A 14,060-nucleotide genomic window follows, 5' to 3' on the forward strand; every position below is an offset into this window, starting at 1 on the left:
TTCACCGGCGACTTTTTTAAGGAGTGTTGGGTCTTCATCTTCGTTCCTTCGTCACTACGACGAAGCCCCAACACTCCTTAAATCACAACCTCAAATCTGTGCCATTGGTGCTGACGGGGAACAGGCATCGGGCCTCGCTGAATCCGACCTGCGTCAGCAGGGCGACGACTGGCTGGCCGATGGCCCTGAGGGACCGGTCACGATCCGGTTCACGCCGCATAACGACTATGGGGTGATGGACCATTTTGTCGATACCGGGGATGGTCGGGAAGTCCATGTGCCTCTTCGCGTCATCCGCAACGGCGATGGCGCTGAGGTAATGCTGACGCTGTTCCGACAGCCCGGTATGGATGACGAGATGTTCGCGCGCGATGCCAAATGGATCACCCGCGATCTGCGCGCACTCAAGGCATTTGTGACGGCCTAACGGGCGGCTTCAAGCGCGGCGATTTTCTCGCTGCAGACGATATGGACGACGCGGCCCAGTTCCTCGACCTGCGCGCCCAGCCAAGCCAGTTCCTCCTCGCTGATCGTGTAATGTTTGGAATAGCGCGCCTTCACATAGGCATCTTTCAGCTTCTCGAACATCGCCCGCTCGGCGCGCGTGTCGCGCGGCCAGACGTTGAACAAGCGGAAATCGAGACGTTCGGCCTGCGTCCGCAGGAACCCCAGATTGTGAACATGAGGGGTGTAGAAGGTCGAGACGAGAAGGACGCAGTGATAGAGGCTTTCGGTGACCTGATGGAGCTCAAAAGCGGTCTCCTTCAAGTGCCCCTTTTCCATTCCAAATTTCACGAAGTCGTAGCGGCGCATGGAAGCCGGAAACCACTCCTCAAAATATTCCTTCGCCATAGCCAGCGCTTGCGCTGGCGTTTTTGGTTTGGGCTGGTGGAGTTCGCTCTCGTCGGCTTGGTAGAGGGCGATGCCCTCGCTGGCGACGTCCATGAAGAAATAGCGGCCATGGGCGAGGCCGTCATTCACCTCCTGCAAGGTATGGACGATGAAGTTGACCGGGGTCTTGAGCGTCTGGGTGATGGCCAGTTCGCGGATCAGCCGCTCGTCCGCCTTCGCCCAATATTGAACCCGGTCGGTGAGGTCCTTCTGGTTGACGATGATGAGCAGGTCATAGTCTGACTTGTAGCCCTTGGCGGTATGCGGCTCGTCCACCCATCCGCCACGCGCATAGCTGCCATAGAGGATGATCTTATGGACGCGGCCTGCCTTGCGCTTACCTGTGGCAAGGTTGTTGGCGTCGCCAAATTCTTCAAAGATGATTTGCACCACGCGCTCAAGTTCGCGCTGTTTTGCCGGGGGTAGATGATCAAGGTCGGTACGCATTGATCCCTTCCTAGCGAACCGGCGTCCGTTCCCCAAATGAAGATGAACGGACGCCGGACGGAAGTTATCGCCGATATGGCGCATCATGGCAGGGGACCATCTATCTCCCGAACCAGATGTTTAAGCGCGGTGGCAAAATGGCGCTCCACTGCCGGGATATCGTCGCCGATCCGCAGGGCGATCTCCTCATAGCTGAGCGCGTCGAGACTATGCAGCAGGAATACGATGCGTGGCAGGGTCGCCATGCTATCGAGGGCTGCGCGGTAGCGCTGTCGCTCGGCTTCGGTGCGTTTGCGGGTCATGCTGCCGTCTCCCCATGATTTTCCCCGTTACGGAAGGCGAGCAGATAGTCGGCGGCCTTGCTGGCCTGACTGGCGGCGCGGAAGATCGCCTTGCTGTCCTCGCGCAGGACGGACAGCCATGCACCAAGATAGTCGGCATGGCGGACGGTCGGAACGATGCCCATTTCCGCGCAGAGGAAGGCGCTGGCCATTTCGGCGACATATCCTGACAGTCCAGCGAAAAATGGCGGTTGGAAGGTGAAAACCATCGGTGCCTCGAGCACTGCCCAAAAACCCCATGGCTCCCCCGAGGCGGGGGTGGGCGGCGAGAACGACCGGAGAGGCCCGCGCAAGCGGCGGGCCGCACCCGGAGGGGCGAAATGAAATGGAGCAGCTCGGCGAAGCCGGGCTTGCGGCGCGCCGTGGCGGGCCTAGCAGGGAGCGCCGACCAGACCCGCATCGAGGGAGCCCGAAAAATCAGCGCCGCCGCGCCAGCGGCGTCCGCTGGTGAGCGGGCGAAGCCCGCGCATCGCCATGCGCGACGAAGCGGCCGAGCCCGCGAGGGATCGGCCGCTCAGCGTTGGTCGCTGCTGGATCATGGCTGCCGGGTGTGCATCCAGTCGGCCGCCGCCTGCGCCTTGCTCGCCGCGGTGAAGATCGCCCGGGGCTCGTCCTTGAGCAGTTGCAGCCAGGAGGCGATGTAGGCCGCGTGATCGGGTCGCGGTTCGTGCGCGATCCCGAGATCGGCGAGCAGGAACGATGCGGTCAGCTCGGCGGTCGCTTCCTCCATGGCGAGCGCGTGCTTGGTCCACTTGGTGCTGAAACCCCGGTCGAGCCGATGGGCTGCGCCACTGGCATGAGCTGCCTCGTGAATATGGGTGGCGTAGAAGCCGTGGGCGTCGTGGAAGGCGCTGAAATCCGGCATGTGGATGCGGTCTTCGGCGATGTGATAATAGGCGCTGGCCGAGCCGTAGACGGTATCGATGCCGAGCGCGGCGATGAAGGCTTCGGCGGCGGCGAGGCGTTCGCTCTCGGGCAGGACCGGCCCCGGTTCGGGCGCATAGCCATCGATCTGATCGGCGTTGAACAGGCTGAACGCCTTGGCGAAAAGCCGTCGGTGGTCGCCATCATCGTCGCTGGCTTCGTCACCCTTCGCGCGAAACTCCTTCCAGAGGACGCCGAGGCTGGCGTGCTCGCCCTTGCGGACCTGCGCGCCGAGCGCCTGCCACTGGCGATAGGTGCCCCAGACCCCGCTCGCATAGCCGCTGCCATAGGCGGCCGCCCAGAGCGAGACCGTATTTATGCCGCGATAGGGCTTGCCGCTGGCGACGTTGGTCGGGCGGGTGACGTCGGCGCCGGAATGATGCCACGGCATGCGCCAGGTGCCGGTGCCGGCTTCGATGGCGTTGACGATCGCTTGCGTGATGCGCGCGTAGACGTCGACACGTGGTGAGGCTGACATGATCTGTTCTCCGTTCTCGCGGCGGGGACCATCCCCGGCGGCGGAGGCCCGTTCGCGCCGGGCACAGGGGGGCTCGCGCACCCGTCAGGGCCGCAGCGAAGCGAAGGACGGCGAAGCCGTTGCGCGGGCGCGCCGACCGGCGCAGGACTCCGCCAACAGCCGGGGTGGTCTACGGCGCGGGAGGATCGATCCCGGCAATCACCGCGGTCAGGCGATCGAGCTCGCGCTGGAGAGCTTGACGCTGGAGATCGGAGATGCGCCGTTCGCGTAGATGCGCCCTGGCATCGGCCGCCGCGCGTTCCCAGGCCGGCCTGTGGCGGGCGGTGATGCAGGCGTTGGGACAGCGGGTCGGCTCGCACAGGGCGGTGAGTGGCTGCGCGGGATCGGGGGTCGTCACGCGCTTGAGGCAGAGCGCGGTCGCGGGATCGAAGAAGCAATCCGCGAGCGGGCCGACATGGAAGGTGCGCGCGACGCTGGCGAGCATGACGCGCAGGCGGGCGCGATCGGCGATCATGGCGGGCAATGGCCCGAGCTGAACGGCGGCATCGTCGAGCGTCCGCCCGATACGCGGTCCCGCCGGCCCGCCAAGCGATGCGCCGCCCTGACGCCGGTCGAAATAGTCCAGCAGGTCATCAGTCTGACCGAGCCGGCACTGCGCCTCGACCTCAGCGCGAAACCCCGATGCGCTGGTCCCGGCATAGCCTTCGAACGCGGCGACCGAGGCGTGCTTGTACTGGATCATGCCGGCGATGGTGCCGAACGGACGGTTGGCGATGTGCCACGCGATCGTGCGCCGGAACTGCCGCGTCGTGATGCGCCACGGCTTGCCATCGGGACCGGGCGGGATGACCGGCATATCGGGGCTGCCGAAGGCGGTGTTGAGGTGATCGCGGAAGGTGTTGAGCTGACGGACCACCTCGCTCGACAGATGCGTCTTGGAGACGGCGCTCGCGCGCAGCACCGGCCAGAGCGTATCGCTGCCGCTGGCGCGCGCCGGTCCTGCCGACAGGCGTTCGAGCACCGTGATCGCATCGGCGACCGGCTCTATCGTCACCCAGCTCGCCGCCTCGCCCACGGCCGCCCGGCGCTTGTAGATGGTCGATCGGATGCGATGCCGCTCGATCAGGCCGTCCTCACTGCGCGCGATAGAGAGACACCCGCGCCGCATCGCCTGCACCTCGCAGTCGCGCATGCCGGTCAGGTAGGCGCACACGATATAGGCGGCGGCCTGGAGCATCCGTTCCTCGTGTGCGAGAGTCTTCGCGTCGAAGTGCTCGCGCCATGGCCGACCGCTCTCGGGATCGATCGAGATCGGCGTGTCCATGCCGCCGACCTCTACCCCCAGTTCGGCCGCCACTGCGTCGATCAACCTCGCTTCACCGCCGGTCAGCAGGAGATGCGCGCCTGGCTCGGCCTGCACGTCGATCCCGGCATGGAGATGCAGGAGATGGGCGTTGATCGGTGGGGTCACGGCGCCGGTGTTGGGGTCGACGCGCAGCTTGCCGTTATGAGCGGTGCCCCAGATCGGTGCGCCGCGCCCCTCGCGGCGTCGGCGACCGAAATAGGCCTTCAGGCGGGTGCGGCGACGTTGCCGGCGATCAGCGTCCGGGAGGCCGGAGTCGGCGGCGACGAGACGATCCCGGCGCGCTTCGAGCCGATCAAGCTCGCGACGGGCTGCGAGAATGTCGTCAGCGAAGACGGTGACGTAGCGCAACGACCATGCGAGCAGCGCGGCGATGACCTCTTCCGGGAACCGCGGCGTGCGGTTCTCCCGGACATGCCGGTAGCCCGCGACGCGGGCGGGCGCCTGTCCGGCCCAGGGCTCGAATGCAAGGCCTCCGCCAGCGAGGTGGTCACGATAGTGATAGAGATCGGAGATCACTTCGAGGAGGTGGCCGACGATGACGGGTCGCCGGGCCGGATCGGCACGAAGGTGCCGGGCATAGGCATCGACCAACGCCTGATCGATACGGGAAACGTCGAGCCGTCCGAGCCGCTCACGGGCGAAAGCGAAGAACCGGCGGGCACGGTTGAATGCCTGGCGAATGCTCGCCGGCGGCAGCTTCGGGCGGTAGCCGGGAAGATCGACGTTGAGACGGGCGTAGAGATAGGCGCGCATCGCCGCCTGCACATCGGCATGTTCGAGCACGTCGAAATGCACGGTGACGTGGCAGCGCCGGGCGTTCTCGCGGAATACGGCGAGACCGAGATCCCAGCTCGGGTCGCCGACGCGAGACAGCTCCTCGCGGGCGTGGCCCTCCTTGAGCGGCGCGCTCGCCAGCACGGGGCGATCGTCGAAGGCAGGCTCTTGGGCATGGGCGGGTATGGTCATGCGCGTGCCTCCGGCGGCAGATAAAGCCGCTCGCTCTCCATCTGCCGGCGCGCATCGGCGATGACGGCATCGGAGAAGGCCGGCACGACCTGGGCGGTGATGCGGGCATGGACGCGGCCGAACTTGGCCGCCCAGTCGGTCGCGGGCAGGCTCAGCCGCTGCTCTTCGACGAAGACGAGGAAAGCCAGGATCGCGGGGAGCTTGCGCGCGGTGATGACGGCGTTAGGGCAATCAAGGCAGCCCCAGAAGGGCTGCGCACAGGGCGAACCGGCCTCGGCGAAGGGACTGTTATGGAAGCCCGCGCAGGCGGCGAGCCAGACATCCTGTTCGCCGTCGAGCAACGGACCCACGGTAGCCAGCGGCATCAGCGGCTCGGCCTGATCGGGCGCTTTGCGCAACGCCTGCTCGGCGGTGGGCGGAAGCACGGTCGGCATCGCGGCGGCGACCGCTGCGCGGAAGGCGTCGGCGACGGCCGTCTCGTGCAGGGGCCGGAGCGACGGCAGATCAGCATAGTGGCGCGCCGCTACCTCGCGCGAGTGGCCGACCGCGAAGCGGGCCATATGCCCCTCGGTCTTGGTGTACCATAGCGCCTTGTGGGTCTTGCGGAGCCGGGAGAGCAGCAGGTGGAGCGGCTTGCCGTCGTCATCGACAATATCGTTCTGCGCCACCCAGGCATCGATCCGTTCCGTCGGGTGGCGGATACCTGCCCGCAGGCCGCCAGCGTTGTGATAAACCCAAATACGATCGTCGTTTAGATGCGTGCGGGCAGTCGCCGTGACCTCGATCAGGCGACGAATAAGACCGCCAGGCGTGCCACCACCGCCGTCGCGGACGCGCATGCTCTTATGCTCGGCGCCGCGAGCGCGGCGCTTGAGATAGCGCAGCTCCACCGTGCCGGCATGGGGGTTGGTGAGACAATCCACGGTCAGCGTCTTCAGGCACTCGGGCTCGAGGCCGGTATCGAGCGTGAGCAACACGAGCAGCGCCGGCAGATCGCGCGCAAGCAGGTGATGGCGGCCATGCAGGTCGTCGATGAGCGTGCTGATCGGCAATGCGCGCCGCATGCGCATGAAATAGAGGCTCTTCAGCGCGGGCTGGTCTGCGACGATAAAGCCCTGCCGCGCGATGATCGCTTCGACATCGGCGCGCGCGCTGGCGATGACCGGGTCGCCCTCATCGGTCCGGTCGTCGGCGCCGAGACGGCGGAACATCGCTTCGACATCGGTCCTCGCGGCGTCGCGCAACGCGCGGGCGACGAAGGGGCTATAAGCATCGCGCGGGGTCGAGCGGCCCGCCGATGTGGCCAGCGTGTAGCGCAGCCGCTCATGCAGGTCGGACGCGATCCGATCGGGCCGGTCTGCCTCGATCGCGCGCAATGTGTTGATGATCTTGCCGACCGTTATGTGCCGGTGGATCGCGCCCATCCCGCGCTGTTCGAGCGCGGAGGCGAACCCATCGATATGGACTGCGCGCAGGTCGCTGACGCCAGCCACGTTCAGCGCGTCATCGCCAAGCCAGGCGAAGAACAGGCGGTAGGCATTTACATACTGCTTGATGACGCTGGCCGCACCGATGGGGCCGCCGAGCGCCGCTGACCGACGTAGCGCGCCCGCGAAGGCGATGGCGAGTGGGCGAGGAACGAGCCCAGTCATATCGATCAGGACCGTTCCGCCATGCCGTGCCTCGATCGTGAACTTGAGGCCGAGCACAGGATCGGGCTGCACGGACTCCGGCGTGATCGGCGCGAAAGCGACAGGCCGGCCCTTGCGGGGATGCCCGCTCATGCGCCCTGCGGTCCCGGCAGCAGCGCGAGCAGCTCCTCGACGGCCGCGTCCACCGTATCGGCGCGCGTCGCGATATGATCGAGGTAGATATAGGTGGTGGTGAGGCTCGCGTGGCCGAGCAGGCGTTGCACCTGTTGCAGCGGGTCGCCGAGGATCAGCCGATAGCTCTCCGCCGGCCCCGCCGGCAATGCCGCTTCGCGCAGTCGCTGCTGGATCAACAAGGCGAGCATATGAACTGCGAATGTGTGGCGAAGCTGGTGTGGGCTGATCGACAGCGGCAAACCGTTCTCTGCGCACCGGTTGCAGGCACGGGTGAAGATCACCTCCCACGAGTTGGGGCGAACCGGCTGCCCGACCTCGGTCAGCCATAGCGCCGCCGGCTCGTGGGGCGGTCCATCCTCGTCGCACAGGATCAGGCGGCATCGTTCCTCCGGGGTGCAGACATCGCGCATGCGGTCGAGACCAGCACGGGTAACAGGGATAGGTCGTTCGAGCTTGGTCGCGCCGTCGCGCACGGCGAACTTGGCCACGCCCGCCGCGCGCTCGACGGCGACATAGGCGGCGATCTGACGAAGCAGCCGACGCGGGATCAGAACGCTCCGTCCTCGGTCGCCCTTGGTGAGCGGCGGCGGAAGAGGCAGCCAAAGCTGTCGGGCCTCGCCGTCCTCGCGGTCGATCGCCGCGAGCTCGGCAGCGAGCAGGCCCGACGCCTCTTCGAGGCGCAGGCCGGTGGTGACGAGAAGATCGGCGAACAGCGCGTTGCGCAGCCCGTTGCGATCGCGAGCGCCGGGGCGCTCAGTGCCGTCAGGGGTGAGCCCGCGCAGGCCGACCTCGCGAAAAATGCGATAGTCGTCCATCGTGACGAACCGAACATCCGATCGCCTGGCAACACGTTCATAGGCGTCGTTGCGCGCCGCGATCATGCCGCGACCGCCGCCCTGCGCCGGTTGCCACACGGCGCGGCGGCTGAACGGCGCATCGGCGATCCACCCTTGCTGCTCGCCCCAGCGGTAGAGGCGATCGAGGCTGGCGACGGCGCGGTTCCAGCTTGCCGCTGTGATCCGGTGATCGGCCTCATCGCGGCGTCGCTCACGGTGATAGGCGTCTACATCGTCGCGGGTCGCGGCCCACACGGTCTTGCCGCAGGCATCGAGAAAGCGAAGCCAGACTACGACATCATAGGCATAGGCGCGAAGCGAGTGCCGCGATCGAACACCCGACAGCGGCAGGTCGAGAAAGAAGCGATCCAGATCGGGATCATAGAGCGCATCGTCCCGCAGGATCAGCGGCACATGCGCATCGAGGCCCTTGGCCTCGCGGCGCTCGCAAACAGTAATGATCGACACCGGCGCGAAACCCTCCCCCCGGACCCCCCACCCGGAAGCTGACCTTCACACCGGTGCGCCTGATGGCCCGGCAGCAATCAGGCTGGCCTCCGCCAGCTCTTGGGTCAGCGCTACGGCCAGCCTGATTACTGCCTACCGTGGGCGTCCATCGCCGACCTTACTGCAATGTTGCGGGCGGCGCAGACTGTCCAGATAAGGCAACCAGTTCCTCGCGGGCATAGGCGGGACTGCCAAAGCCGCTGTCGGGCAGGCGATCCAGTCGCGACCTGTGCCCGGTCCAGTGACCCAGCTCATGCAGGACGGTGCGATACCAGTTGATCGGCTCGTGGAAATGTTCGGGCCGTGGCACGCGGACATAGTCGTCCTGCGGCGCATAATAGGCTTCCCCGCCGCCGATGCGAATATCCGCGCCGGTCGCTTCGATCAGCGCCTGCGCACCGGGAAGCGTCAGCGCCTCGTTCCATGTCGTGATAGTGGCCATGGTCGGTTCACCCAGCCCTTCGCATTGGTCGATGTTGAAAACGGTAAAACGCTTCAAGAAGGCAATCTGTCTCGGCTCGCCATCCGGCCCGGTCGGGATATTCTCGCCATCCTTGGGGGTGAAGCGATCCGCATAGCAAACCGTTGTCCCCTGCTCGCCCTTGCGGACATTGCCGCCCATCGCCTGCGCCTGCCGGTAGGTCAGCCAGCGCTGCGACCCATAACCCTGCTCGAACAGCCGGTGCCACAGGATCAGCACATTGATCCCCGAATAGCGCCTCCCGGTCCCGGCATTGCGCGGAAGCCCCAACGCTGCCCTGCCATCATCCCATGGCCGCACCCATGGCAAAGTGCCTTCCTCGATCTGCGCGATGATCCGGTCGGTCACTTCGCTGTAGAGGGTAGCGCCGGTTCGCCCCTTGTCCTGATAACCCATGTCCTTTCTCCTTCCCGCATCGCACCGGCCGCCGGAGGGGCGGGGGTGGGCGGCAGGAGCGAACCGGCAGTCCCACCGACCGAGGCGGGCTGCACCCGCAAGGGCCGCAACGAAGTGGAGGAGTTGGGGCAACGCCCCGACTTGCGGCTCGCCGCGGTGGGACTAGAGGGTAGCGACGCCCACCCCCGCCGCGCCGACAGGCCGATCAAACCATGATCCAACGCCACCGCGCCGATCGCGCGGTGTCCGCTGCCAGACCCTTCGCGCTGCCCACCGCAGCGCTCCGTATCGATGCGGCCGACATCATCGAGGATATCCAGTGCCTCCAGCGGCGCGCCCAGGCTCCTGTCTCAGCCATCCCGAACAGCGGGCGGCGAAGCCGCCCGCCGCAAATACCCCCCCCGAAAGGGGTATTGACTGGCCCGTTCCGCCAAAAGGCAGGCGACGGTTACCCGCCGCCCGCAATCGTGCTGGATCAGGCTGCCTGCTGGACAGGATCGTCTTCGGCGACAACTTCGCGCTCTTCGCTGGCATCTTCCGCTTCGGGGTCCGCCTGCTCTGTCTCGACATCTTCCTGCGGCTCAAGCAGCGGTGCCACTGCTTCCCACCGCTCGACGCTGCCGACCCCGCCACGCTCGGTATAGGCGGACGGCGGGAAGGTCATCCAGCGCGGCACCCAGCCTATGCGCTGCTCCCGTCCATTGCTCCCGGCAAGGCAGTCTCGCACGATCTGCCGCTGCACCTTGGCGGTTGCCCCGCCATTTCCGGATGCAACGTCCTTGCCTGCGACATCAGCAAGGACATGCCCCATCATCTCCCGGTCGCGGATCAGGTCGAGCAAAGCGTCATCGGCCTGCCAGCAGGACCCCATATCCACCTCCATCTGAACGCCCAGCAATTCGATCAATGCCGACCCGGCTTCCAGCGTCTCGCCCATGACGATGGCAAGGATGCCCAGCACCATGGCGTCGTCGAGTTCGAGCAGCCGCAGATAGAGGGGGATCAACTCCCGATCATAGCCATGACCGGTCACGGCCGGCGTGTCGGGATCAAGGCCGAGCAGGTCGAGGGCGATCCGCCGCTCCCTGTCGAAATCCGCTTCCGACGCGCAATTCTCGACGCTCTCCGTGATCGCATCGCTTGGCCCCCGCTGCGAGGCCACATCGACCCGCCAGAGCGACGACCCGGCAATGGCATGGGCGACCATCAACCGCAAAGCGATGGCAGGGGCCGTCCCGACCTTCGCCCGCACGGCAGCGTGGCGGTGGAGATCGACATAGCTGGCCAGTGGCGCGGAGAGTTCAGGTCGAACCGCCTTCTCGACGCTGCCGCCCTGTTCCAGCCTGCGCGCCTCCTTGAGGGTCACATAACCCTCATGAAAGCTGACATCGCCGCCATGGCCGATGCTGACATAGACCCGCCCGCCTTTGGCCTTGGGGCAACGCTCATGCTCCCACGCATGAAAAGCCTCGCCGCGCGCCATGACGGCAACATCCTGCCACCCTGCGTCGCGCAACGCTTCGACCTTCTCGGCAACAGCCGCCTCCTGCATCTGCCAGAAAAGGTCGGCTTCGGCGAAATAGCTGTGATCACCGAACAGGTCGGCAACGATCCCGCCCTTGTAATCGGCTGGATCGAACAGCGCCTTGTCGGTCGCGATGGCGCTGCCGCCCAGCAGCCATGATTTGACATGATGCCCCATAGGCGGACAGGCATCCTCGTCGTCTAGCAACGCCAGCCATTCACGCTGCCGGGCTTTTGACGCCAAGGTCAGATGCCGAACGGTCACGGCATCGATCGTATCGCTGCGATAGAGGTTGCGAATGCGCGGCAGCAGATTGCCCAAGGCCAGCGTCCGCTTCACCTGCAAGGCGGTCAATCCAAAGGTCAGCGAGATATCCTCGGGCGACCGGCCTTCCTTGACCAGCCGCGTGAAGGTCTCCCACCGCGTCACCTCGTCAGGATCGAGCCGGGCGATATTCTCGATCAGCGAGGCTTCCAGAGCCGCCGCGTCGTCTCCCGCCTCCATGATCGCGCAGGGCAAGGGCTCAACGCTCCCCTCCTCCTGTGCCACGATCAGCGAGGCATGATAGCGCCGTTTGCCCGCGACAATCTCGTAGGTGGTCGGCGACCCGTTCTGTCTCACGATCAGCGGCACCAGAACACCCCGCGCTCGAACGGACGGCAGGATATTGGTGAGGTCAGGTGCCTTCTTCACGCCCCGCATGTTCGCAGGCGAGACCGAGAGGCAGGCAATGTCGATATGCTTGAGTTCCATCTTCCTTACTCCTTGCCAAACACCGGCCCCGGAAAGCGGGGTGGGCGGCAAGAGCGCACCGGAAGGCCCGGACAAGCGGCGGGCTGCATCCGAAGGACCGCAACAAAGTGGAGGAGCCGCGCCAATGGCCGGCTTGCTGCCCGACGCGGCGGGACTAGAGGGGAGCGACGCCCACACCGCTGGCCGGAGGCCGGTCCAGCGCCATCGCCCCCCAGGCGATGTCCGCCAGCGATCCGTTAGGAACGCGCGTCAGTGATCGTCGCCTGAAAGGACGAGACGGTGAAGGCGGCTCGGTGAAGCGAAAGCGGAATAGAGCGCGGCCCGAAGGGGACGCCCCTGCATTTGAGCTGGAGCCGAGAGACTTTGTGTAAATCGATATGCAGTCTTAGGATGTTGTCATGGCAAGTATCAAACATGCGCGGATACCGGAGACTTTCAGAATTCCGGCCAATCAGATTGCGATCGATCCGTCTTCAAGGACCGACCCCAGAATCACGAACACTTATGCGGCGTTATATCGTGGTGAGATCAAAACGGCTTTCACACGCTTTCCCAATTCCTCAATCATCCCAGGATTCTATGTACGTCACGCTTCCGGCAGCGTCGAACATGTGTGCGGGTTCGACGCGGCTTTCGTGCCGATCGAAGTAAAGAGTATACGTGCTGGCTTTCGGCCTGTCTTGGATTTGCACTGGAGTCCGCACGCGCCGAATGGCGGCGGCTACATCTGCCCCGATGACGAGATTGCTCTGACCGCCTATCGCGAACTTAATATCAAATCCGTCCCTTGCCGGATCATTCGACCCAAACCAACGCCCGGCGCTGAAGCGGCAATCTGGATAGAGCAGCATGGCCAATATCTTAAAATGGCCCGGTCGGTCCCGCCTGTAATCTCCAACTATCAGTCCATAGTTGGAAATGAAGTTTCTGATCTTCCCAAGGCGCTCCAGCGCATGATGGAGCTTTGCAGTCGCCTGCGTACAGACATCAAAGCATTCCACGAGGAGAACAGAGGCAGCGCACCGATTCATTACCACCACACGCTCCATGCCATGGTGGCACGACACGAACGCGCCCTCGATAGCGTCCTCCAGTTTGTTAAAATGGGCCGACATGAACATGCGTTGGCCATCGTCAGGATGGCCTATGAAGCCTTCCTAAATTTCTATCTCGATTGGCTTTCGCCGCAGTTCTTCGGGCTTCGCATGCAGGCACTCGCGACGTATCGCCGCGCCGAAATCAACGACAGGAACTGCGTGCTGGATTGGAAGCCGCTTTCGAACTTTCGTGGCCTGTTCGAGAACGCAGCCGAAAAGGCGAGATTATCGCCTCTTGGCCCCCTCTATCACGACCACGCATATCCGATGCTGTCGCTCATCATGCACCAATCCTACGACGGGATTGAGGCGGAAGCGTGCAGTTTTGACGATGACGGATCATCGTCCCCGGTCAGCCAAGCGCAGATTTGCCGTTGGCTCGATTTCCTCACTGCCGCGCTGCTGACGCGCGTCGGGAATGATGTTGGGGTTCAGATATAGGGAGCGATCGCCCTCTGGTCCTAAGCCTTCCATAATCTCAAATTCGGTTACAGTTATTTCATTCATTGCACTTATTGCGTTTATACCGGCAAACCATTATGTATCTATCATCCACCCCAAGCCACATTGGAGACTGACATGAGCGAGCAAGCGCTTTCCGAGCGGCCGCCTACGGAAAACGAGGTCCGCGCGGCCTCAGAAGCCGCACGTCTCCTGGCCAAGGCACTCACGCCCGATGGTCTACCGTTCAGCGTGCAGAAGAATGGCGACCAGGTCCAGGTCGAGCTTCCGGCACCTCTGGGACAGCTCATGCTCGACGTCCTGACCCATGTCGGACGCGGCGAGATGATCACGCTCGTCCCCTATGGCGCGGAACTTACCACGAAAGAGGCGGCAGACCTTCTCAACGTCTCTCGCCCGTTCTTGGTGAAGCTGCTGGACGAAGGCGCGATCGGCTATCACAAGGTCGGCTCCCACCGCAGGATACGCGCCAACGAACTCCTGGCCTACAAGGCCAAGAGGGATAAGGATCGGCGCAGCGCCCTCACGGAGCTCCAGCGCCTTGGCCAGGAGTTTGACGCGGATTGAGTGAGATCGCGGACAGATTTGTCGTCGTGCTCGACGCCAACGTCCTCTACCCCTTCCGGGTCAGGGATGCCCTGCTGAGAACGGCGGAGCAATATTCGACCACGGTAGCGGCGGGATAGTCCTGCTGCGGGCGGCGTAAAAGTCGTCCACCTTGAAGCCTTTCTGCCGAGTCAGGGAGGTGTGGGGATCTACAGCGT

The 14,060-nt window shown here is 64.7% G+C and carries 12 protein-coding genes and 1 pseudogene; 4 read left to right on the top strand and 9 right to left on the bottom strand.

Translation table 11 applies throughout. The annotated features are described in order from the left end of the window. Window positions 1-427, top strand: a 427-nt coding sequence (locus tag Q4610_RS20590) for a hypothetical protein (protein ID WP_304537729.1), incomplete at its 5' end; no start/stop codon positions are given. On the opposite strand, the gene Q4610_RS20595 is transcribed toward Q4610_RS20590, so the two are convergent. The 9 genes and pseudogenes from Q4610_RS20595 to Q4610_RS20635 all read right to left on the bottom strand — a co-directional run bounded on the left by Q4610_RS20595 (window position 424) and on the right by Q4610_RS20635 (window position 11,737). Continuing rightward, window positions 424-1,338 (bottom strand): nucleotidyltransferase, encoded by a 915-nt coding sequence (locus Q4610_RS20595; RefSeq protein WP_304537730.1) that lies wholly within the window; start codon window positions 1,336-1,338, stop codon window positions 424-426. The two genes, Q4610_RS20590 and Q4610_RS20595, sit on opposite strands and share 4 nt — an antisense overlap. An 83-nt stretch (window positions 1,339-1,421) precedes the next feature. Beyond that, window positions 1,422-1,640: a sigma factor-like helix-turn-helix DNA-binding protein gene (locus Q4610_RS20600; RefSeq protein WP_304537731.1), complete on the bottom strand. Its 219-nt coding sequence runs from the start codon at window positions 1,638-1,640 to the stop codon at window positions 1,422-1,424. Next, a pseudogene (locus Q4610_RS20605) lies at window positions 1,637-1,840 on the bottom strand (zincin-like metallopeptidase domain-containing protein); the annotation flags it as partial. The pseudogene Q4610_RS20605 and the gene Q4610_RS20600, both read right to left, overlap by 4 nt. 374 nt (window positions 1,841-2,214) lie before the next feature. Next, a complete protein-coding gene (locus Q4610_RS20610; RefSeq protein WP_030541543.1) occupies window positions 2,215-3,081 on the bottom strand; it encodes an ArdC family protein in 867 nt (288 codons plus the stop codon). Between the two features lie 169 nt (window positions 3,082-3,250). Continuing rightward, window positions 3,251-5,413, bottom strand: coding sequence for an integrase (locus Q4610_RS20615; RefSeq protein WP_087573769.1), 2,163 nt, complete (start codon window positions 5,411-5,413; stop codon window positions 3,251-3,253). Then, entirely contained in the window at window positions 5,410-7,197 is a 1,788-nt protein-coding gene (locus tag Q4610_RS20620) for a hypothetical protein (RefSeq protein WP_087573768.1), read from the bottom strand. The genes Q4610_RS20615 and Q4610_RS20620 overlap by 4 nt, the downstream gene beginning before the upstream one ends. After that, window positions 7,194-8,543: a tyrosine-type recombinase/integrase gene (locus tag Q4610_RS20625; RefSeq protein ID WP_087573767.1), complete on the bottom strand. Its 1,350-nt coding sequence runs from the start codon at window positions 8,541-8,543 to the stop codon at window positions 7,194-7,196. Before Q4610_RS20625 ends, Q4610_RS20620 begins: the two co-directional genes overlap by 4 nt. 157 nt (window positions 8,544-8,700) lie before the next feature. Next, on the bottom strand, window positions 8,701-9,459 hold the full coding sequence (locus Q4610_RS20630) for an ArdC family protein (RefSeq protein WP_304537733.1): 759 nt from the start codon (window positions 9,457-9,459) through the stop codon (window positions 8,701-8,703). 475 nt (window positions 9,460-9,934) lie between these two features. Then, complete coding sequence (locus Q4610_RS20635) at window positions 9,935-11,737, bottom strand: ParB/RepB/Spo0J family partition protein (protein ID WP_304537734.1); 1,803 nt, start codon at window positions 11,735-11,737, stop codon at window positions 9,935-9,937. Window positions 11,738-12,135: 398 nt separating this feature from the next. Here Q4610_RS20635 and Q4610_RS20640 point away from each other — a divergent pair, with 398 nt between their 5' ends. From Q4610_RS20640 to Q4610_RS20650, 3 genes are all read left to right on the top strand, one after another. Beyond that, entirely contained in the window at window positions 12,136-13,275 is a 1,140-nt protein-coding gene (locus Q4610_RS20640; protein WP_304537735.1) for a hypothetical protein, read from the top strand. Window positions 13,276-13,413: 138 nt separating this feature from the next. Next, window positions 13,414-13,863: a helix-turn-helix domain-containing protein gene (locus Q4610_RS20645; protein WP_304537736.1), complete on the top strand. Its 450-nt coding sequence runs from the start codon at window positions 13,414-13,416 to the stop codon at window positions 13,861-13,863. Further along, window positions 13,860-13,982, top strand: a complete 123-nt coding sequence (locus Q4610_RS20650; RefSeq protein ID WP_304537737.1) for a hypothetical protein — start codon at window positions 13,860-13,862, stop codon at window positions 13,980-13,982. The genes Q4610_RS20645 and Q4610_RS20650 overlap by 4 nt, the downstream gene beginning before the upstream one ends. Window positions 13,983-14,060 lie beyond the last annotated feature (78 nt).

This window comes from Sphingobium cyanobacteriorum (assembly GCF_030580935.1).
GTDB classification, from domain to species: domain Bacteria; phylum Pseudomonadota; class Alphaproteobacteria; order Sphingomonadales; family Sphingomonadaceae; genus Sphingobium; species Sphingobium cyanobacteriorum.